This is a genomic window from Ruegeria sp. G2 (assembly GCF_056533505.1).
On sequence record NZ_JBQFON010000015.1, the window covers coordinates 89999 to 110393 of the forward strand.

Genomic DNA, 20395 nt, shown 5'->3' on the forward strand with positions numbered 1-20395 from the left:
CGGTTCTAAAAACGAAAGACTTCGAACGCTACATGGAGGAGCTCCTGAGGTCTGGGAAATTGCCGACTAGGCTAGTGCTTCCTGAAATAGAACGCTCCCCACAAGCACAACATCTGGAAGACCTGATAAATGAGCTGAACAGGCCCAATCCATGCATAGCCATCCCCGGATTGTTGTTTGAGATTGAAGCAACCGCTGCAGCATAGGTGAGATCAAAACAGCTACTTGGTTTGGAAGACCATTTGACCGCTATGTCCGCATCTGGGAACAGCGAAGCGTGAATTTGAAGTCAGCCTCAGCCCTCAGCCGCCAGCAAGGAATTCTTTGATCCGCGCGTTCAGGGTTTCTGGTGCGTCCTCGTGGATCATGTGTGACCCGTTTTCGATGATTTCGACATGCGCATCAGGCAGCCGCTCGCTAAGTCCATCGATTAGCAGCCTAAACAAGTGCGGACTATCAGCCCCGCCGATAAGAAGGACCGGAATATGGATATCCGAAAACGATGTTCCGATCAGATCGGGGAAGCCATGATACAGTGAGAGGGCTCTGTCAGGGCCTCGGTTGTCCCAAACTTGAGCGTATCGTTCCTCCGATAGTGCCTCGAAATATCTGTCGCCCAAAACCCCTCGGCCAAACTTTTCAACGGCCAGTTTATCATCGCCAATCCGAAACGCCTTTTCAGATGGGCCTACGGTACCTATGCCAAACTTAATGATGTCAAACGCAAGCCGGGGCGCAGAGAACAAAAGGCCGATCAACTGGGTAGGCTTTGGCGGAATACTCACGTGCATTGAGACAGCAGGCGGTTCAATGAGGACGAGGCTGCGGAACATTTCCGGCACCTGCTTGGCCGCTAAGAGTGAAACAAGGCCGCCCCACGAGTGCCCTACGACGTGTGCCGGCCCTGCATCCATCACTTTGACCAAACCCGCCAGATCTTCCACATGCACCTGGATAGGGTCCCTGGCATCGGTTGGTATCGGAGCGTTCGGGACATGATAGCGTCGACTGTAGGCAATCGTGCGATAATTTTCCGAGAAAACGCCAAGCTGTTGGGACCAAGTGCGCACGTCCGAGGCGCTGCCGTGCACAAAAACCAGTGGCTCGCCTTCACCCTTTTCGAAGGTCGCAAGAACGGTGCCGTTCACTTCCACTGACTTGGCTTCATCCAAATCGAGCATGGTTTCAAGACTAGCGCAATGTAACTCCATTGTTAACGGCAGCTTCGGCGGCCGCTCTGCAGGTACAGCTTTGCACGATGAACGGCAGGTTTGGGCCGATCTCCTAACAAGTTGTGGAAAGAAATTACGGGAGCACCTTAGATCTCAGCGTTATCGCTCAGATTGAACTAAGTTGGCTATGCTAATTCGCTGATCGTCGATTTCAGATGGCGCATGTCGGTACCGCAGCATCCTCCAAATACTTGAATCGACGGATTCTGCTGCGCAATCGCGGCAATCTGTTTACCAAGTTCAATTGGATCGCCTTCGTCCAGCTCATCCGCTTCGTCAAGTTCCGCATGCGAGCAACTCGAAGCGTTCGCCACAAGGCCTCTCAGCCGGGGGTGGTTGCCAATCGCTCTGGCGAAATGGGTAGGGTGAGCGCAGTTGACCATAAAAAACATCGCCGCCGAGTCGGTTGCCGCGTCGATTTGGTCTATGCCGTCCACAAGTTTGGTTCCGTCTGCCAGGCACCCGTCTGTCTCAACAACCAGAGACATGATGATCGGCAGATCAGCGTCTCGGGCGGCGAGGATGCAACCCGCTGCCTCGCTTGGGCGGTTGAATGTATAAGCGGTGACCAGATCGAGGCTTGTGTCTTTCAGGCTTTGCATTTGAGCAGCGTGGTACCGACGTGCATCTTCGATGGGTACCGGCGGGATGTCGGCGTAAGGATCATAGCGCGGGCCGATGCAGGCCGACACCAGTACATCATCGCGAGCGGAAGCTTGGCGCACGTCTTCCATTAGACTGACCGCATCTTTGTTTACTTCGGCGAGCCGCTCTGCATCGTACCCCATGGGCGCTGCCCGGTCGGCGTTCGCCATCCATGTGGGCGCATCAAGGATGCATCCGACATTCATTTCACGGGCCAGATCGACAAGTGCCTGCATTTGACCGGCCAGTATCACCCTGGTGCCAGGTTCTTCCAGCAATGGAAACGACGCGAAACCGGGAAGCTCAACTCCATGATTGAAAATCAGGTCGGTGCCAGTGCCGGCGTAAACCAGAAAGGTCTTGTCACCTTCGAGTGGGAGCTGCCGCGCCATTCTGATCCACGCCTATTGCCGTTACCTCTGCACAAGAAACCTACTTTGTCTCGGGCCTCCTGTGAACCTTAGGACTGCGACAGGGTGTATTCCGTCACTCTGATCCCCACGCCAGGCCATACACCCGGTCATGTCTCGGTCGAAATCACCAGTGGCGACCGGTGCGCTCTGATAACAGGTGATGCAATCCCTACAACCGCCCAGTGCGGGCATCTCGAGTGGCATTTTACGTTTGATTCCGATGCTGAGATGGCCGTGACATCCCGTCGGAAACTGTCCGAAACAGGATGTATTGTGCTCGGAAACCACTTCGCTTTGCCGTCTATTGGTCGGGTGAAGGCGGACAACGACGCGTTTCGCTGGGAGGACTAGCCCAGACTGTATTTTGATGTGAACGGGTCTGTTGTCGGATGGAGGCTGACGTGAAAGTTCGACGCGCCCCGCAGCATACAGGCAATGATCGGCTTAACTAAATCTCGAACCTATTGGGCTATGTCACATTCCCTTGAATTCTTGTTTCACAAGCTTTCTCTCTTCACCATTTTGTGAAAGCCTGAAGCAGTTATGAGTGACAGAGTGTGCAATTTTCAGAAAACAGTGGTTCTTTCTGAACTCCAATCAGCTCTCTTGGACGGAATTTGTGATCACTGCGCGGTGACAAGTTCGGAACTGGCCAAGAGTGGAGAGGTGCTGGAAATATGTGGTCAAGAGTACTGTTTCGATTATGAAACCGGTGTGTCCACGGAGACTGAAATTTTGTTGTGCCCCAGCTGTCACGAGGCAAACCATCTGGACGCGCAGCGACAGCATAACCCTTGCCACATCTCTGCAAGACGCAGCCGGGAAAACATGGGTTAGTCGATGGGTTCAGGAGGCGAAGTTTTGGAACGGTTTTTTGCAAGAACCATCGCTGGTCCAATTTCAGTAGTCTGACAGACCAAGCTCGTCCCACATCCAGCCGAAATCATACTCAGCCACCGGAGAGCCGGTCTGGCGCGCGCTGCGGTTTTCGATTGTCTTCAGCCAGTCTATGACTTTCTTCCTGCCCGCCGTGCTGCGAACGGCCTGGCGCGGGGTCTTGCCATCCAGGGCAGGAATCGGCTGGTCAAGCGTATCGCGGTAATGCTGTTCGAGATATTCGTGGGCCATCTGACGGGCAAGGGCACGGGGGATGTCCTCTTCTTCTGCCACTCCGTTACTCGTGCTGTCATCCGCCATCATCTGTTCGGCGGTCTGGATTGATGTCAGCGGAGATTTCACCAGGTCGCCCAGGAGGTCCCGGACCAGGGCTTCGCCGCGTTCAGCGCGCGCTGTAGAGTTCACAGAAAGTGTGAGTGTCCGACCTTTCAGATCTAGGGACCCAAGCACGGAGGCCCCTGACATTGATTTGTCCAACACGAGGCCGGTGCCGTGCTTGGTGCCGGACGGGGTGTCGAGGTCAAGCCAGGTCCAATCCTTCTGGCCTGAGATCACGAGTTCTGCGGACTGTGTTAGCTTTTCAGATACCTGGCTTTGCCTCACTTTGCTGGCGAGGGGGAAGCGCATGTCGTGAAAGAGCAGGTTGTCGCCATCGCTGTTGCTGATTTGTGGTGGTTCCGGATCCAGCAGGTTCGGCAGATGTGCGAAGAGCCAGGCATTGGTGAAGAGGGGTGCGGAACGGTGTAGCTGATCCTGTGTCAGCCTCAGTTCAACGTCGGGGTTCAATTTCAACACGGAGCGGAGCCCGTCTTCAAAAAACGCGACGGTGTCGGGGTCGAAGGGGAGCAGCGCCCCCGAGATCACGTTATATTCCCCCTGTGCGACAACCCGAGCTGCGATGCGATCCCATCGCTGCAGCATCTGCGTCGCGCTGTGTTCCCGGACGGTAACCGGCTCTGCGTCCGAAAGCATGTTGCGCAAGACCATGGATCTGCCGGGGTCTACCTCGCTCACCTCATAAAGGCTGACCGACGCGTCCCGCAAACCCTCGATATAGGCGCGGGTCTGCGCACTCTCTTTGGAACCGCTCCCTTTCAGATAGGCATCTACAGCGTTTTCGGCGTCCGGTCCGAATGTCCTGCCCAGCAAGTCTTCCAGGCCACCGCCCCACAGAACCATTGGCCAATCCTCGCCCAGCAGGTCGCCCAGATCCTCGAAATCGAGATCAAAGGCTTCGAGACTTGGCAGAAAATGCTCGTCCAACACGTCCGCGAGCCGCTCGTGCCAAATCTCGTCACGGGTGATAAACCGAATGAGCCCACCAAGATCGTTCCCCGTTGTCATCTTCAGCTTCTCCCTGTTCGCCAGACAGAGGCGATCTAGCGCAGATTGCAACCGCCAGCCAGATCACAGGCTTGTGCAGATCTGCGTTGCATGGATGGTCTTGTCGTGGCGAATGCTATGTCTTTGGCTCCCGCTCAAAAAGCTCTGCGAAAAGTTCTTCGGAGCGACGCAGGCCTTCATCGGTTAGCACAATCGATTTTGCCTTTCCAACCGGGTCCAGGATCAGCCCCTTGCGGTGCAGGCGGTCAAGCGCGTCCCAGTCAAAGCCTTTCCATGCGCGGCGCTCGTCATGCAGCGTCAACCAGAGCAGCGCCAGGACTGCCTCATCCACTTTGTTTTCATCTATGTCCATAACAACAGCGGACGCGACAAAGGGCGGGCTCGTCAACCCAGATCCGGCGCATGGAGGGCATGCAAAGATCTTCAGCTAGCCTATAGTGCGACCAGAATGATAAGGCCGGGTGAAACCCGTGCCACCTCACATCACGGGTATGAATCGCTCCCGGCGAATAGATATCGCATTGTCATTGGACAGCTGGGCTGTGCCAAGCAATACTGGGAGCATGGCGCTGACAGACACCACACCTGTCCACCTGATCCATGTAGACCCTGACGTCAACATGGCACGGTTCTACGGAATAGAGTTGCAGCCGACGCTGTTTGGGGAAGTTTCGGTTCTCCGCACGTGGGGACGTATTGGCACAAACGGACAAGCTATGATGGTGACGTACGAAGACGAAGCCCAGGCTGCTGACGCGCTCCATATACTTGAAAGACAAAAACGTCGCCGAGGCTATGTTCCGGTTGGAGCATAGGCGTTTGATCCCATGGTTGGATGATGCGACCATATTCAAAGGAAAGGTGTGCAGCGAGGCATGTGTGAGAGCACCGCATCGATGGTTCTTCCAACCTTCCAACACAACGCGACAGATGCCAAACAAGCGTGATAGTGTTCAGGGCTTGTTGCTATCGATCCAGCGGGACATCAGATTGCGATCCCGAAAACACTCGTCCGGAACAGGGCTGCGCTTGATCCGGGCGATGCGTTCCGCAAATGCCACCTGCTTCGAGCTTGGCCTTGTATCGCGAACGCGAGGTGCTGATCTCTGCGTGTCGATCCATTGGCTCATCGCGCGCCGATCTTGCTGGATTTCCCAGGGCAAAACGACGTTTTGTTGCTCTGCCAACTTGCGTGCATAAGCAAGTTGCTTTGCCGTTGCTGGCAGTGCTGTCTGTGTCTCTGAAATGGCAGTTTCGGACATAAGTTTTTCCCCTTGGCAGCTTAGCAAAAGAATAGAACAAAAGGGGTTCCAAAGCAAACATATTGTGGGTGCTTAACGTAAGTATACTAAATATAGTGTTTTCGTCGAGGCAGGATAACACGCGTGCTTTTGTTTTCTGACAAGACCACGCAAACGGTGAATTGAGACCCGCGCGCGGCGCGCGGTTCACATTGATCAATTGACAGGGCAGGGGATCGACGCGCTAAAGCGCGCTCACCCCGGCCCTGGCATTGTCCAATAGTGGGGCTGCTGTGACCGGCAGGCCGGTCCCATCATCCCGATCCGCCCGCATCCTGTGTCGGGCCGGTCAAGGGGCAAACGCCGCGCGGTGCGCGTCGTCTCCATGTCAAAAAAAACCGGTTCCTCCCACGCGCAAGCGCGCGGTTCCCTCCCATTTTTTCGCCACTCCGACCCCGTGACAGTCCCGCCCCAGGCCACAGGCAGGGCTTCGCCCTCCTGTTGGCGGAGAAAGGGACGAGGCAGCAGAGGAAGCCTATAACCAGTTTCAGGAAATGGCCGGGAAAGGCAGTGTCGAAGCGTTCAAGGCTTTCCGCGATCTGGGCAAGAAAACCCGCAACGGCGAAATCACCGCGTTTCTCGCGCGGCGCTTTACAACCCAGCAGGCCGACTTCATGGCTGAAATCGCGGCTGATGTTGATGCTGATATTCGCTCGATCTGGACGCCTTCCGAGACGAACTGCTTCAAGCGGCTCAAGGCTGTACAGTTGGATGAACTGTACAAAGACCTTCTGGATTTGCACATGGACACCGATGCCTACCGCGCGTTCAGCAAGTCCAAGAAGGGCGAGAAGAACCAAGCGCTGCACAAGCTGTTCAACGATCCAGAGCATCAAAAGGCTTTGCGCATCACCGCCGAACAGAAAGCCCGCATTGACGCATGGGTCCCTGAGTGCTTCTAAAACAATTAGGGCAGGGCGCATTGCGCCCTGTTCCCAGCAGGGATTTAATCATGACGTATTCCCGCAAGGTGACTGCCGAAACGCAATGAAAGAATGATAGCATACTTGCTATTTGCTTGCACTGCCATCATATCAGCGATATGCTGTCATCATCAAACATGGAGGATGAAATGGCAAATCTGACAGTCAGAAATCTATCTGATGACGTTCACAGTCGCGTTCGGTTTGTCGCGGCAGAACGTGGCATCAGCACTGAGGAAGCCGCGCGGCAACTTCTCGATGAGGCGTCACGGCCAGCCGAGAAGGTTGGCGACGTGATTGTGGAATACGTGCAGGGCCTTAATGCATTCTTGCCAGATATTGAACGTAGTGGCGACAAAGCAGAACCGGCGGACTTCGGGTGATTATTCTAGACACAAACGTGCTGTCCGACCCGATGAAGGAAAGCCCTTCCAAGGCGGTGATTGGGTGGTTGAATGCGCTGCATAGCGCGCAGTTTTATACCACGACGATCACCATCTTTGAGGTACGTTACGGGATCGAATTATTGCCTGACGGCAACCGGAAAGCTGCGCTTTGGAAGGGGTTCGACTTTACGCTAGGCCGTCTGTGCGGCAACCGGATTTTGCCATTTGACCGTGCGGCTGCGGAGGCCCTTGCAACCATGCAAGCCGAAGCGAAAGCCTATGACGTGAAGTTGGCGGACGCGCAGATTGCGGCAATTGCAAAGACACACGGTTTTTCAGTCGCAACAAGAGACGTGAAGCCGTTTCAGTTCTTAGGTGTCAATGTTTTGAATCCTTGGGATCACCCATCCGATTGAGGGACTGGAAGAATGACCAAAGCCACCACCCCAACAGCACCAGAGAGCGCCATTCGCCGCGTCTGGAAGTCCGCGCAGATGTATATTGCGTTCCACAAGGACCAGAACAAACGGCAGCGCAGCGAGCCGAAGTTCTGGCCCCCGAAGTACGGCAGCGCGTCCGTTCATGGCGATCCGAGCGAGCAGGAGGCCATTGTTGTGGTCAAAGCCGCCGACCCGGAGGACACTCAGGATGTGCAAATCAAGCTGCACCCCGGTCGGATTGTTGTGCGTCGTGATGCAGAAAGCTGGTGGCAAGGGGTTGCGGTCGAAGATCATTCTGTAACCGTCCGAATGGCGGATGGCACAATTATTGAGGTTCGACATGATGGGTCTGTCAAACGACGTTCCGCTGAAGATGAAACCCATGTCGAAGCGGATGGCAGCATTTTCAAATGGACCGAACATGCGGAAACAACAATGACAGGTGATGGGATCGAAATGACCCGTCGTACTGAGGACCGGATTACCGCGATCACCTATGACGGCGTTGTCGATCGGGCGCGCAAGCGATAGCCTCACCAAGATTCTTTCATTTTCCTCTTGTGGCGAGAGATACTGGCCCACTTCGGTGGGCCTTTTTTCTTACCGGCGGCTTGATGGTGCAATGTCCTTGTTGTCCTGACCGCGCGGGGTTGGAACCCCGCTCCATCAGGACTGTGCGCTTCCAGCGCAAGGGGCCGCTTCAGCGGCCAGGCCGCGTTTCTTCATCATGGTTTCGGGAATTGAAAGAGGCCAGCATGAGGGGGTAGATGCTGGCCTCTGGGGGAATTACCGTCAGTGAGCGGTAAGTGGTAGGGTTGAGACTTTGATAACCGACTCAAACGCAGGCCGAAATTAGGGCTTTCCCGTAGCAGCGGATGCTTCTTGCGCCGCTGCCAGCAAGAACCGGCGACTTGCGCCGCCACCGCGCCCTTAATCCTTGTTCCGCAGGTCATTCCGTTTCGGGAAAGCGGCCAGATCGCGGATTCGCCCAATGCCCATCTGTCGGATCGAGGTGATGTTGCCGCGTTTCTCTTTGTTCAAGCGTTCCGGGCGCAGCGGGCCCAGAAGCTCTTGCCATTCACTCGGTCTGACAGCCTCAATCCCGTTGCCAGTGAAGATCCTCGTTCACGTGTTTCTTCTCTGATGAACATAAGCGGGCAGTCGGGGGAGCCGCGCAGCCCCCGTTCCGGGCGCTCCGCTTCAACAGGTAATTTCCCCTGCGCTGATCGCGCATTCCTCGCGGAGCAAATTACCTGCTGACACCCCCATTATGCCCGCTTCTTCCATGTTCATCGAAACACTCAAAAAACGAGGATCAAACAATGGCAACTCAAACTCTGAAGCTGAACGTCAAAGCCGGTGAAAAAGATGGCAAAAACTTCTGGAACCGCTGCGGTGTCGCGTTCGTAAACACTGACGATCACGGCAACATCACCTCAATCCAGGTCAAACACGATATGTTCCCCGGCGTCGAAATGGTGGCCTTCCCAAAACGCAATGACGACAACGAACAGGTGACCGAATAAAAAGGGGTAGGGCGGCGCAAGTCGCCCTTTCCTTTGCTCCGGCTTCGGTCCGGACGCAATAGCGTCCCAGATTGTCGTAGCCGATGCCTTGGCGGCGCACACCTGCAGCGTCATTGGCCGTCGCTGATCTCATTTTGAGGCCAGTTCCAGCAAACAGATGTATCCACCTGGTTCCCTAGTCGGTTAGGTCTTTCTTCGGCCTCATTTTGAGATAAGAAATGCGGTGCTTGCAAAGACGCCACTCACAATACGACCGCACCGGCCACAACCAGCCGTTCCCTCCGGCTAAATTATGATCACTTCCTCCCATTTGATCAGGCCGGTGCGGTTCCTAAAACATCACCTTCAATTGAAAGCCGCCAAAACTCTGTACAGTAGGCTGCGCTGTACAAATGACGGCGTTATGCGCAAATCCCGCGCCTTGGGGCGCGTGACCGCGTGCTAAGCTTCAGCCGGCAGACCGGCTTACGCCCCGAACCAACCACGCCCTTTCTCCCTTCGGCCTGATGCGGTGAATCTGTCTCGTCGCGAGCCAGCTTAACCGCGGCCAAATGGTCGCCAGGACTTGCTTGTTTCGGCCCTTCGGGTAACGCCCGCTTTTGCAAGAGGTCTGGGAGATCCGCGCGAGGCGCGCGGCTCGCATTGATTATTGGACAGGGCAGGGGATCGACGCGCTAAAGCGCGCTCACCCCGGCCCTGGCATTGTCCAATAGTGGGTCTGCTGTGACCGGCAGGCCGGTCCCATCATCCCGATCCGCCCGCATCCTGTGTCGGGCCGGTCAAGGGGCAAGCGCCGCGCGGTGCGCGTCGTCTCCATGTCAAAAAACCCGGTTCCTCCCACGCGCAAGCGCGCGGTTCCCTCCCATTTTTTCGCCACTCCGACCCCGTGACAGTCCCGCCCCGGGCCACAGGCAGGGCTTCGCCCTCCTGTTCTGCCAGCCGATAGATGTGGTCCATCTATCAGCTAACAGATCAGAAGGCCGCGCCCATTGGCGGAAAGCTGGGAAACACCGGCAACCGCATCGCCACGAAAGAAAGGAAGTAAGTCTATGGGTTACAATCGTTATATGAGCGGAATGTCCTGCGGTGGTCTGGTCACAGGGGAAGCCTTGACCGACGATCAACTGCGCTCCGCCGTGCCCTCGATCTTCGCAACCGAAGCCCACGAAAGCCGGTCTGACCGCTTTGTTGTGGTGCCGACAATCGACGTTCTGACCGGACTGCGTAAGGAAGGGTTTGACCCATTCTTTGCTCAGCAGGCCAACACCCGCATTGAAGGCAAAGCCGAGTTCACCAAACACATGCTGCGCTTGCGCCACCGCTCAATCACAAATGCCGAAGGCGAAGCCTTTGAAATCATCTTGGTCAACGCCAATGATGGAACCAGCAGCTATCAGATGGTGCCGGGTTTCTTTCGGTTTGTCTGCGCTAATGGCCTGATGGTTGGCGACAGCTTTAACGAGGTGAAGGTGCGCCATTCTGGTGACGCCATTCATGAGGTGATCGAAGGCGCATACACTGTTTTGGAAGATGCGCCCCATGTGGCCGAGCAGGTTGAAACCTTCAAAGGTATCTCTCTGGACGACGCCGAGCGCAAGGTGTTCGCGGAAGTGGTGCATGAACTGCGCTTTCCCGAGGCTCACAAGGAAGATGGAAAGCCCGCGCCGGTTCAGGCTGACGCTCTGTTGAGAACCCGCCGCAATGCCGACCGCCTGACCGATCTTTGGACCGTTGGCAATGTTCTGCAGGAGAACGTCATCAAGGGCGGGCTGCATGGTCGCGTCAAGGATGGCAATGGCCGCACACGCCGACAGCGCACCCGTGGCGTCAAAGGCATCGACCAGAACAAAGCTCTGAACCGGGCAGTCTGGTCTCTCACTGAAAAGATGGCAGAGCTGAAGGGCGTAAGCCTCGCAGCCTGAAGAACAGCGCGCGGCTCGATCCGGGCCGCGCATACCCCCTGACTCGGAGCAGAGACCATGCAAAATGAAATCGTCAACACACCCGCACACGAGCGTTTCAACAACTTGCCGAAAGGCGACAAGCTGGACCAATTCGAATGGTTCGAAATCATGCCGTGCCGAAATGATGAAAGCGAAGGGTGCGCCGTCCAGTGCGAAGCCGGAGAGGTCGAGTTTTGGAGCATTTACGGCCGGAAGAACGAAGGCACCAAAGACGCGCCGGAGTTTCTGGCGATGGCAGTCCATGACGCATGGGATGCCAAGGCGATTGTAAAAATCGCACGCCAGATTGCCACGGAAACCGGCAAGGGCTTCTTGGCTGGTGACGTCGCCTATGGGCAGTTTCCCCGCCAGAGCGGTCAGCTCGTGCCAGTGACCGAATTCATTGAGATTGCCGAGGCTCTGACATTCGCCATCCACGAAGCCAACGAAAGCGAGATTCCTGACGAAGACCAGCGCGTAGATGATTTTGACAATCATCCGCTGGCCGCGTTGCGCGAGGCGTTTGTCGATTATTCCGACTATTCGGGATCTGATCAGCTCGACCCTTACCAGCCCGAAGCCACCACCCACTGAAACATTGCAAAGCCGGGAGGCCGCTAAAGCGGCCCCCGCCATTTGCCCGATGGAGAGCAGAAATGCAGCAGCTTGATTTGATACCGATGGCCCCAAACGAGAAAGGAACACCAGGCGCAAACTGGTGGGCCGGTGCCTGGGAATGCCGGAACTACGACGGGTTTTTTCAAACCCGTGAGCAGGGCCGGGGACCGTGGAAATTCGTGATCTACGGGTTTGGCGATGACGATGTTTCCGTCTACGGCGTCAACCCGTTTGGTGGGCTTGTCCACCAGAGCGTGCCCATCGACGGGCAGGATCGCATCACCATTCTTGGCCGCAAATACGGCCGGGACAACTGGCAGCACTAAGCCGGGCGAAGCCCGAAAACTGAAATCGAGAGGACAGGCAAATGTATGCCCATTGTTTCCGTTCTGGACACATCGAGCTTTCCGCACATCCCGACATCGAGGGCGGGATTTGTATCGGGGAAGGAACAGAGGACGAGCTGGCCCGCAAACTGGATGGACGCGCCCGCATGTCATGGAATGACACGTGGTTGATCCCCGGAGTTCCGGAGGCCGAAACCGGGGATGCGGCCTTAGACGCCACCATTCGGTTCAAGACCCGGATGGACGAACCTTTGCCCGAGGCCGGATAGGTGCGCCACCAGCTCACCTTGCCGGGGCTCGATCAGCCGCGCCGCGAGCAGCGCGTTTTGATGCACGCGGCTGATGTGGGTCAAGCCCCCGATATGATGCCCGGTTGGCGAACTGCCAAGGGTGGGCACTTCATATGCGGTCAGTGTGGTCATGACGCCGGATGGAGTTTTGACATGACCGATACTGAAATTCGGCGGGGCATTCCGTGCCCGGTCTGCAACCACGAAAAGGAGGATTCCGATGCTTGAGAAATGTGTTCATCACACCATCGACATTGCTGTTGCCGGTGCCCTTCTGGTGGCAGCAGTTGCAGCGTTTTGCTGGCACGTGGAACAGCGCGCCACTATCGAGGTTTGGAAGTCTGACCGTGCCGCCCGACTGACCGTCGCGCGAGACTGACCCCGCCCTTTCAGCGCGTCCAGTTCTTGCTATCATCGACCATCCGGGCGAGGTCCGGATAGCCCGCGCCGCATCGGTTGTGCAGGGCCAGCCCGTCCTTTTCACGGTCGCATGTTTTGGCGATGATCTTCAGTGCCGAGGGCAGCGGCGTGTCAGCACCGACCAGCTCAATGAACCGCTTTTTCGGGTACTGCCCGTACCGCCCGCAGGTCTTGCAGTTGATCCGGACCAGCTCAAACGGATAATCCCAAGCCTTCACAACGTACAACCCTCGGTAGTGCTGTTGTCACGCGGTCTGAAAAACTTCAACCTTTCCATTCTCAGCATCTATCCCACGGGACCGCTCAGAGCCAGCGTTAAGGCCGCGCGCTCGGTCCCCGCTCGCGCCACCCAGCGCGAAGCCGCGCGACTGCCACTGTGCTAAGATCCCGACCGAGAGACCCTAACCTGACATGCGACGGTCGGTCAGCTCGTCGGGTCGCGCGGCTGAAGTTCAGCCAACTCGTCGGCACCCGCCGCCAAAGCGTCGGGAAGTTGAGCGCGCCCAGGCGCGCGGAAAATGCAGATCGCATTTAACGTGCCGGAAAGTGACGGGCGCTGTTCGGGCAGCCCACGCGTTGCGTGATTGCCCTGCGCCAGTCCACCGGCACCCACGCCTGTTTAAGGAAAAGGGGCGGAACCCTTTTCCCGGCGTGGAAATTTACTCCTAGAGCAAAGTTACTCCGATCACGATTTGAGAAAATACGAATTTCTAAAATCCCATCGGTTTACTCTTGGAGATTATGACAGGATAAGGTAGTTGTGTTACAAATCACAAATACAACCTGAGGTATAGATTGAGCAAGCCAGCCGACACCACTGTCTTTTCTGTTCGATTGCCGTCAGATGCCTTGGAGCTTTTGGAGGGGGCCGTGACTGCGCTCGGAGCCAAGAGCCGCAACCAAATCATCCAACGACTGATCTATCGTCTGATCGGGTATCTCGATCCTGACCCCGCTGTTGTGGGTCTCTGGCAGAAGCACTTGCGGCAGGTTCAGGGTGGATACACCAACCTCAATCAACTGGCGAAATCGGCCAAGCGCGGCACGGTGATCTGGACGGATGACGACCGGCGCGATGTCGAAAATCTCCATCGTGCGATCATCCAGCACCGGCAAGACCTGAAAGCGCTGATCACAGCGGCCCGCCGAAATCGAGAACCGGAGGCCGCCATTCGCCGGATCTTGCGCGACGATGATTGGACATCTGAAGTATGAATGTCGCGGCTCGCAATCTGACAGCAGGGGATTTCCTGGAGCTTGCCTTCCGGGAAGCGCAGAAGGGTATCGATCGATCCAAGCAGATCAGCCTGCAGCTGCAGACCGCCAAGCGCATGAAGTTCATGATCTCGCGGGCCTCATCCATCAAGGCGCGGCTGGGTGCTGTGGTCGGAAAGCCCGAGGCGGTTGTGAAACACGTCCGCAAAGGTGGGGTGAACAACGCCCATGAGCTGCGCCGCCAGATCAGTTACCTGACCGTCCGGGCAGAGGGTGTTTTGGACATCCGGGACAATGGCGTGACCCCGCTTGATGCGGATCAGGTCAGGGATTTGATCGAGACCTGGGCGGAGGATTTCAACGGGAAAACCAACTACGGTTACACCCGTCACATGATCGTTTCTTTTCCCGAAGGCACCTATCCGGACGCCGCGCATGAGGCGGGCTTGGAGTTCGCGGACCGTCTGTTTGGAAGCAGAGATTTTGGCGATACCTGGGACTACCTGACAGTGTTCCACAACGACACCGATAACCCCCATGTCCACATCGTTGTGAACAACCGAGGCGTCGAGCATGGGCAGTGGCTCGCTATGGGCATGAGCAGCGAGATGAACATCGACGTTCAGCGCGCCATCCAGGTTGAGGTTGCCGAAGGATACGGCATTGAGCTGACCGCGACGACCCGCCTTGAGCGCGGTTTGCGGCAGGAAGTGGAGACAGACACGTGGAAAGTTCAGGCCGGACTGTCACTTGTTGAAAGCACCCCGGAAGTCGAAGTTACGGCCCGTGACAGGGCTGCGGATGTGATGACTTTATCCATCGCAAGAATGTCCGATCTGTTTGATGAGCGCGCCAACGCCATCAGCGAAAGGATCGAAGAGTTTGCCATCAAGCTCATTGAAGGAGAAGAACCTATGGTATCGAGAATGGAACATCTACTGGATCAGGCCCATCATTTTGATGATTACGGTGAGCCGGGAGGCCCCGAATACAAGTCGCCTGAGCTGATGCACGAGCTGCGTCAGCACATCGCATTAGGCGGCGATGAGGAAACAATCAGCCCCGATCTGAAGGCCCGTGTAATCCAGCATATTGACGATCACCAGCATATCGCGGAGAGCGGTGGAACCCTCTCGGCGATGGCTGATATTGTCGATCATAAAGTCTATCAATCCTCCGAAGACTACTCGCCGCCAGCAGTTCGCTATGACGCCTACATGCGCGATACGCTGGGCGAGGATGCCAGTGACAATTGGTCGAAGAAGTCCGCCGACATCCTGCAGTCCATCGAGAAAATGGAAGGACTGGCGCGTGAGGTTGAAGATCCCCATCTGCGCGTCTCAATGGATATTCAGATAGGTGAGCTGAAAGGCGACGTTGCGAATATGCGGCCCAACGATCCTGACCTGCAAGCCTTCATCATGGAGGACAGGCGTTATTCAACGCTGATGGACACCGCTGAGATGGATACCTTGGATTATCCGCAAGCCGAGCAATGGGTCGAGATCCGCAAGGAAGTCACTGACACGGCCAGCAGCTACGGCCTAGACGGCGAGGCGTTTGTTGCCCGTTTTGGCAACCATCACAACGTCACATTGGGAACGACTATGGAATGGCGTAGCGACGATATTTCGACCGCAGCGGCCCACTTCCAGGCTCAAGGTTTGCCGGACAGCCAGGACCGCGCCGAGGCCGTTGTTGATGAGCTGCACCAAATAGCCTCTACCAAGATCATCGCAATTTCTGAGGAACTTTCGGACGTTCACGCCCATGCAACGCACCCGCTCTTGCAAGGGCGCGGCGACGATACCGGTCATAGCTTGGAGGACGATGACGGACACAGCTTATAAGGATTACACCCGGTCTGCCTGATGAGCGCGCCAACGCCATCTGCAGGACCATCACAGAGTTATCCATCAACTCGAAAAGGAAAAACTATGGTTTCGCGTACAGACTATCTTTTGAACGAAGTCGAACACTTCGCACCCTATTCCAAATTTGATCAATCCGCCCCGCGTGAAGATCGTGTTTCTGAGCAGATTGACATCATCACGAAAGAGCAACGGAGTCTGGGGTATGACAATGCCGCCATCGGTGGGCGACTGGCTGACATCGAGGACCAGGCTAACCGCCGTGTTGACGAACACACCGCCCAAGCTGATCTGGTCGAAGAACTGAAGATCGAACTGGAAGCCGCCGAGAGGTCAGGGGAACCAGTTAATCAGGGCGACATGCAGGCTTTGGTTTCCCGTCATATGACCGACGCTCAGGAATATGACCTGTATCACCCCTACTATTCGTCGCTCGCGGATCTGAGTGGTGACAAGGATTTTCAGGGTTCGGATGACTACCAGTCGCCCGGTGATCGCTATGTTCAGTATATGCAATCCGCTCTGGGGCAGGCCGGTTTCGAGAATTATGAAGAACAAACCAAAGACATCGTGAAGTCTATCGAGAACATGGAGGCTCTTGCCCGAGAGGTCGAAGATCCGCACTTGCGCGCCAAAATGGACGTCCAGATCGGAGAGCTGAAGGGCGATGTTGCTGAACTGCGCCCATACGACACCGACCTACAGGCGTACACTGTTGCTGATGACAGTTACACCACATCCATGAATGCAGCCGAGTTGGACAACCTGGACCCGACAGAAGCCGAAAAATGGCTGGCTGTGCGTGATGACATTGTGGCAACCGCCAACAGCTTCGGACTCGATGGAAACAAGTTCCTGGCCCGCTACAACGATCATGACAGCGTTTCAGTCGGCACAACGGCGACTTGGAAAGACGCGGATGTTTCCACCGCTGCTGCCCACTTCAACAGCCAAGGCGTTCCGGACAGCTACGAGCGCGCCGAGGCCGTTGTCGGTGAGCTGCACCAGGTTTCGTCCAGCAAGATTGCCGCCGTGTTGCAAGAGATTGCCCATACCCGCGAACAGGCCACCCACATCCATGAAGATGAGGGGCACAGCTTGTAGGGGCTACGCAGAAGGTACTTTTGATGCAGCAGGACCAGTTTCAGGCTTGGTGCAAAACAGGGCGGTATGGAAGTTGCCGAACGGGATGTGTTGAAAACCGACCCTTCGCGGCACCTTGCCTGAACTGGTAAGACGCGGGACGTAGCCGCCGTTCGTCAGCCGACGTAACAACTGGCAAAAGTGGGAAAACATTAACTGACGAGCAGTGACAGTAGCGCTAGTGAATGACGCCGTGGGGCCCGTGCTTCATGAAATGCCACTGACCGTAGCTGTCTTTCAAATCAAGCGCTATGGCCGTCGTGCCCTTGGTCGATGCGTTGCCCACCTCAGCAATTGAAAACTCGATGCCGTTGGGCATGTCGATGCGTACGCGATGCTCCCCGTCGCCATGTGGCGGCTTGATCGGGCGGCCGGAGGATGTCAGCACATCCCCAATTTTCACCGATGCCGTGCGCGCTTCCATATCTGAGGTGAAGTCGATGGCTTCGAAAACAGTGTCATGCAACGTCGGACACATTGCGCGGAATACCCACCAGTGTGTTGCCTCCTCGTCGGTTTCGCCGCCGGTGAGAACCGTCTCCAGCGCAGCGCGTTGAGCGGGCGATGCCGCTGGATCAATGATCAACTGCATCTCGCCATTACCTTTGTAAATTGGTCCAGGCCAGGCATAAAGAACAGCGACTTTCAAACCCGAAAGGTCAAGGTCTTCATAGTGCCCCTTGGTGATCTCCATCACTTCGAAGCCCCGGCAATTTCCGTGGGTCGGGTCCTCTTCGAACTGGCAGGGGCATGAGTAGCCGCAATTGCAGTTCCCGAATGCGGGGCCTTCGACATACCAATCTTTATGAGCCATGAGATGTCCTTTGTTTTATTGTCGCTACAGAGATGTGAGAATGCACCAAAGCCCCCACATAATCAGAACAGCTCCGGTGAACCTCGCAAAAAATCGGGGGTTGGGTAGGATCTTTTCGACCAGCACGTAAAGAGCAAGACCGACAATCCAGTACAGGTTCATAATTCCGCCAACAAAGAGCAGCGCCATTAATGCCCAACAACAGCCAAAGCAAAAGGTGCCGTGATGCATTCCCATAAGAAGCGCGCCTCCGCTGCCTTTCCTGCGGTGACGTGTCAGAAAATCGGCGGGAGAACTGCATTGTTTCAGGCATGCCGTTTTTAGAGCGGAAAACTGAAAAAGACCGGCCAAGATCAGCACCGCGCCTGCAGCCGGTCGTGACGCGAGCGTCATCATAGGCCCGTCAACCACGCCCAAAGTTTCAGTCAGCCATTGCGTTCCAGTCGCCAGCAGGCTGAAGCCACCCCAAATCAGTAGATAGCCAGCAAGAAAGATCAGGCTGAGTTTCGTTGCGGATGCACTTTCCGAACCATGTCGTTTCAATGCGGTGTACAGAAGAAGCGTCGGTCCAGCGCTTGGCGTCATCATTGCAATCATCATTACCCACCACATCAGGAAGACGAGCATCGCATAGCCAAATGTCCACGGCTGTGACCCGCCCATTGACATAGGTTCGCCGATCGGGCCGGCCATCCTCGTCATGTCCAGCGCCGACATGTTCATGCCAACGCCATTAAATGTGTAAAAAGCGCCCAGCAGGACGATTGCAAAAACCGAGGCAGCCACCACCCAGGTATCGCGCGACATCACCCGTTCTACGGGCCCTACGGAACCAGTCTTCACCGCTCTTGCTCTAGGCGGCGAGACGGCCTTGGCCGGTCAGGTGCAAGCTTGCCATATGTGCGTGGGTGCCCGTGTTTTTGTTGAGCTCTAGATCGCCACCCGAGGTTTTGGTTTGGCCTTTCGCCATTTCGGCGAACCCAAACTCGAACCCGTGAGGCAATCTGATACCGACGCGATGCGGTTCACCTGTGACGATATTAGGTATTGGCTCCGCATTGATTTCGAAAACGCCTTCCGCAACTCCCTTGCCGACACGATCCTCGATATTCATTTCCAACGAGACCGGTACGTAAAGAGTTTCGTGCCTGTTTGGACTCATTGCACCGAATACGAACCACATTGTGGCCATTTCTTCCGTGTCAGCCCCGGTCATAATCGCCTCGAGAGCTGCGCGCTGATCGACATCCGCACTGGCATCAATAATTAGCTGCATATGGCCGTTGCCTTCATGGATGGGCCCCGGCCATTTGTAAACGCCGCCTGCCGTCAAACCGTCGAGCGTTGTATCACCATAATGCCCCTTGTGAATTTTATAAACGACCGCTGCTTCACACGTTCCATCTGTAGGCAAGACGCCGAACTGACAAGGACATCCGAAGTTACAGTTACAATTCGCGAGCTCTTCGCCCCTTATCTCCCAATCAATCATGTATCGCTCCCTTTGGATAAACTGCCGCCAAAACTGGCACAGCATTCATTTGCCCGAAGGTTTGGAGGCCGTTGACGTCGTTACATTTTGTTTGTTCCAAAGCCCCGCCACTATGGGAATGCTTACCAGAAAACTGACGCCGAGTCATCAATGCCGAAATCTGCGACGATCTACTTGATACATAAGTCTCCTGTGGGCTCAATCTCACCTTCGGACTGCGTATCGGCCAAGAACCGGTCTTGGGCGGCGAACGGCGAGCGCCGTCCGCCGCATTGGTTCAGATGTCGATTCTCTCGGCGATACTCAGCGCATCTTCAAGCTCGACGCCCAGGTATCGCACAGTACTGTCGACCTTGGTGTGACCCAGCAAGAGCTGGACCGCCCGGAGATTGCCGGTCTTTCGATAGATCTCCGATGCCTTGGTCCGGCGGAGTGAATGTGTGCCGTAGCCGCTCGGTTCGAGGCCGATGGCTGAAACCCAGTCTCGAACAAGCCTCGCGTACTGCCGGGTCGAGATGTGCGGTGAGGCGTGGAAACGGCTGGGGAACAAATACCGGCATCCCAGCATCTCGGGTTGGTCGAGCCAGCCAGCGATCGTTTCGCGCGTGTTCTCAGACACTTCGAACTGAACCGGCCGATTGGTCTTGCTTTGAATGACCGTGACCCGCTCACGGACGCGGTCTCCGACGACCAGATCACCAACCCTTAGCTTGACGAGGTCGCAACCGCGCAACTTGCTGTCGATGGCGAGGTTGAAGAGCGCGAGATCTCGGTAGTTGCCCGCCAGTTCGAGCCGCGCGCGTATTGCCCACACCTGCTTTGGCAGCAGCGGGCGTTTCTGACCGATCAGGCGACCCTTGTTCCAGGCTTTGCGTTTCGGATTGACGGCGGGAAGTTGGATTCTAGGCATATCTATGCCTCCATCCATCCCTCCCGGCCCACACATCAACACCGCGTTGACCATTGATCATATGGCCAAGTGTCAACGACTGGTCTCGTGACGGGCTGCTAGCGACCGATGCCGCGCCGCCACAAGGCGGCTTCGAGCCGAGGCTGTGTGAAAACTCCGGATGCTGTATGCTTTTCGGCAAAGACCGGAGGCAGGCATGTCGGGATATATCGAGGGTACGGACCG

General features: G+C 56.1%; 27 protein-coding genes. 16 read left to right on the forward strand and 11 right to left on the reverse strand.

Features of this window, described 5'->3' with window-relative positions:
- Positions 1 to 302: 302 nt before the first annotated feature.
- A complete protein-coding gene (locus ACR0DU_RS20775) occupies positions 303 to 1181 on the reverse strand; it encodes an alpha/beta fold hydrolase (RefSeq protein WP_480588243.1) in 879 nt (292 codons plus the stop codon).
- A gap of 176 nt (positions 1182 to 1357) precedes the next feature.
- A complete protein-coding gene (locus ACR0DU_RS20780; RefSeq protein WP_480522620.1) occupies positions 1358 to 2269 on the reverse strand; it encodes a homocysteine S-methyltransferase family protein in 912 nt (303 codons plus the stop codon).
- Positions 2270 to 2353: 84 nt separating this feature from the next.
- On the opposite strand from ACR0DU_RS20780, the gene ACR0DU_RS20785 reads away from it, so the two are divergent.
- The gene (locus tag ACR0DU_RS20785) at positions 2354 to 2641 is read left to right on the forward strand and encodes an MBL fold metallo-hydrolase (RefSeq protein WP_170514471.1); all 288 of its coding nucleotides are present in this window, start codon (positions 2354 to 2356) and stop codon (positions 2639 to 2641) included.
- Between the two features lie 549 nt (positions 2642 to 3190).
- On the opposite strand, the gene ACR0DU_RS20790 is transcribed toward ACR0DU_RS20785, so the two are convergent.
- Together ACR0DU_RS20790 and ACR0DU_RS20795 are read right to left on the reverse strand one after the other, a co-directional pair.
- Complete coding sequence (locus ACR0DU_RS20790; protein ID WP_480522622.1) at positions 3191 to 4531, reverse strand: DUF7986 domain-containing protein; 1341 nt, start codon at positions 4529 to 4531, stop codon at positions 3191 to 3193.
- A gap of 115 nt (positions 4532 to 4646) precedes the next feature.
- Positions 4647 to 4883: a DUF6429 family protein gene (locus ACR0DU_RS20795; protein ID WP_480522624.1), complete on the reverse strand. Its 237-nt coding sequence runs from the start codon at positions 4881 to 4883 to the stop codon at positions 4647 to 4649.
- A 211-nt stretch (positions 4884 to 5094) separates the two neighbouring features.
- Between ACR0DU_RS20795 and ACR0DU_RS20800 the strand changes: the two genes are divergently transcribed.
- A complete protein-coding gene (locus tag ACR0DU_RS20800) occupies positions 5095 to 5346 on the forward strand; it encodes a WGR domain-containing protein (protein ID WP_480522626.1) in 252 nt (83 codons plus the stop codon).
- A gap of 138 nt (positions 5347 to 5484) precedes the next feature.
- Here the strand turns inward: ACR0DU_RS20800 and ACR0DU_RS20805 are convergent, their stop codons facing one another.
- The gene (locus ACR0DU_RS20805) at positions 5485 to 5793 is read right to left on the reverse strand and encodes a hypothetical protein (protein WP_480522628.1); all 309 of its coding nucleotides are present in this window, start codon (positions 5791 to 5793) and stop codon (positions 5485 to 5487) included.
- A gap of 533 nt (positions 5794 to 6326) precedes the next feature.
- Here ACR0DU_RS20805 and ACR0DU_RS20810 point away from each other — a divergent pair.
- The 11 genes from ACR0DU_RS20810 to ACR0DU_RS20860 all read left to right on the forward strand — a co-directional run bounded on the left by ACR0DU_RS20810 (position 6327) and on the right by ACR0DU_RS20860 (position 12684).
- Positions 6327 to 6734 carry a hypothetical protein gene (locus ACR0DU_RS20810; protein ID WP_480522630.1) on the forward strand — a complete coding sequence of 136 codons (408 nt, stop codon included), beginning with the start codon at positions 6327 to 6329 and terminating at the stop codon, positions 6732 to 6734.
- Between the two features lie 170 nt (positions 6735 to 6904).
- Positions 6905 to 7138: a FitA-like ribbon-helix-helix domain-containing protein gene (locus ACR0DU_RS20815; protein WP_152459995.1), complete on the forward strand. Its 234-nt coding sequence runs from the start codon at positions 6905 to 6907 to the stop codon at positions 7136 to 7138.
- Positions 7135 to 7557, forward strand: coding sequence for a type II toxin-antitoxin system VapC family toxin (locus ACR0DU_RS20820; RefSeq protein ID WP_170514454.1), 423 nt, complete (start codon positions 7135 to 7137; stop codon positions 7555 to 7557). The genes ACR0DU_RS20815 and ACR0DU_RS20820 overlap by 4 nt, the downstream gene beginning before the upstream one ends.
- A 12-nt stretch (positions 7558 to 7569) precedes the next feature.
- The gene (locus ACR0DU_RS20825) at positions 7570 to 8112 is read left to right on the forward strand and encodes a hypothetical protein (protein ID WP_152459997.1); all 543 of its coding nucleotides are present in this window, start codon (positions 7570 to 7572) and stop codon (positions 8110 to 8112) included.
- Positions 8113 to 8903: 791 nt separating this feature from the next.
- Positions 8904 to 9107, forward strand: a complete 204-nt coding sequence (locus tag ACR0DU_RS20830; RefSeq protein ID WP_152459998.1) for a hypothetical protein — start codon at positions 8904 to 8906, stop codon at positions 9105 to 9107.
- Between the two features lie 1049 nt (positions 9108 to 10156).
- On the forward strand, positions 10157 to 11029 hold the full coding sequence (locus ACR0DU_RS20835; RefSeq protein ID WP_152459999.1) for a DUF932 domain-containing protein: 873 nt from the start codon (positions 10157 to 10159) through the stop codon (positions 11027 to 11029).
- A gap of 57 nt (positions 11030 to 11086) precedes the next feature.
- Complete coding sequence (locus ACR0DU_RS20840; protein WP_480522633.1) at positions 11087 to 11644, forward strand: hypothetical protein; 558 nt, start codon at positions 11087 to 11089, stop codon at positions 11642 to 11644.
- Between the two features lie 62 nt (positions 11645 to 11706).
- Entirely contained in the window at positions 11707 to 11994 is a 288-nt protein-coding gene (locus tag ACR0DU_RS20845; protein WP_480522635.1) for a hypothetical protein, read from the forward strand.
- Positions 11995 to 12035: 41 nt separating this feature from the next.
- Positions 12036 to 12284: a hypothetical protein gene (locus ACR0DU_RS20850; protein ID WP_480522637.1), complete on the forward strand. Its 249-nt coding sequence runs from the start codon at positions 12036 to 12038 to the stop codon at positions 12282 to 12284.
- A complete protein-coding gene (locus ACR0DU_RS20855) occupies positions 12285 to 12533 on the forward strand; it encodes a hypothetical protein (RefSeq protein ID WP_480877171.1) in 249 nt (82 codons plus the stop codon).
- Complete coding sequence (locus ACR0DU_RS20860) at positions 12526 to 12684, forward strand: hypothetical protein (RefSeq protein ID WP_480522639.1); 159 nt, start codon at positions 12526 to 12528, stop codon at positions 12682 to 12684. The genes ACR0DU_RS20855 and ACR0DU_RS20860 overlap by 8 nt, the downstream gene beginning before the upstream one ends.
- Positions 12685 to 12694: 10 nt before the next feature.
- Here the strand turns inward: ACR0DU_RS20860 and ACR0DU_RS20865 are convergent, their stop codons facing one another.
- Both ACR0DU_RS20865 and ACR0DU_RS20870 read right to left on the reverse strand, forming a co-directional pair.
- On the reverse strand, positions 12695 to 12943 hold the full coding sequence (locus ACR0DU_RS20865; protein WP_480522641.1) for a hypothetical protein: 249 nt from the start codon (positions 12941 to 12943) through the stop codon (positions 12695 to 12697).
- A gap of 206 nt (positions 12944 to 13149) precedes the next feature.
- Entirely contained in the window at positions 13150 to 13338 is a 189-nt protein-coding gene (locus ACR0DU_RS20870) for a hypothetical protein (RefSeq protein ID WP_480522643.1), read from the reverse strand.
- A 182-nt stretch (positions 13339 to 13520) separates the two neighbouring features.
- On the opposite strand from ACR0DU_RS20870, the gene ACR0DU_RS20875 reads away from it, so the two are divergent.
- From ACR0DU_RS20875 to ACR0DU_RS20885, 3 genes are all read left to right on the forward strand, one after another.
- The gene (locus ACR0DU_RS20875; RefSeq protein WP_480522644.1) at positions 13521 to 13940 is read left to right on the forward strand and encodes a hypothetical protein; all 420 of its coding nucleotides are present in this window, start codon (positions 13521 to 13523) and stop codon (positions 13938 to 13940) included.
- Positions 13937 to 15790: a relaxase/mobilization nuclease domain-containing protein gene (locus ACR0DU_RS20880; RefSeq protein WP_480522645.1), complete on the forward strand. Its 1854-nt coding sequence runs from the start codon at positions 13937 to 13939 to the stop codon at positions 15788 to 15790. Before ACR0DU_RS20875 ends, ACR0DU_RS20880 begins: the two co-directional genes overlap by 4 nt.
- A gap of 87 nt (positions 15791 to 15877) precedes the next feature.
- Entirely contained in the window at positions 15878 to 16915 is a 1038-nt protein-coding gene (locus tag ACR0DU_RS20885; RefSeq protein ID WP_480522646.1) for a hypothetical protein, read from the forward strand.
- Positions 16916 to 17132: 217 nt separating this feature from the next.
- Here ACR0DU_RS20885 and ACR0DU_RS20890 read toward each other — a convergent pair whose 3' ends face one another.
- The 4 genes from ACR0DU_RS20890 to ACR0DU_RS20905 form a co-directional block, all read right to left on the reverse strand.
- The gene (locus ACR0DU_RS20890) at positions 17133 to 17768 is read right to left on the reverse strand and encodes a DUF1326 domain-containing protein (protein ID WP_480877175.1); all 636 of its coding nucleotides are present in this window, start codon (positions 17766 to 17768) and stop codon (positions 17133 to 17135) included.
- Between the two features lie 24 nt (positions 17769 to 17792).
- Positions 17793 to 18611 (reverse strand): DUF2182 domain-containing protein, encoded by an 819-nt coding sequence (locus ACR0DU_RS20895; RefSeq protein WP_480877178.1) that lies wholly within the window; start codon positions 18609 to 18611, stop codon positions 17793 to 17795.
- A gap of 10 nt (positions 18612 to 18621) precedes the next feature.
- Positions 18622 to 19305 carry a DUF1326 domain-containing protein gene (locus tag ACR0DU_RS20900; protein ID WP_480877181.1) on the reverse strand — a complete coding sequence of 228 codons (684 nt, stop codon included), beginning with the start codon at positions 19303 to 19305 and terminating at the stop codon, positions 18622 to 18624.
- Positions 19306 to 19537: 232 nt separating this feature from the next.
- Positions 19538 to 20170, reverse strand: coding sequence for a tyrosine-type recombinase/integrase (locus tag ACR0DU_RS20905; RefSeq protein WP_480877184.1), 633 nt, complete (start codon positions 20168 to 20170; stop codon positions 19538 to 19540).
- Between the last annotated feature and the right edge of the window lie 225 nt (positions 20171 to 20395).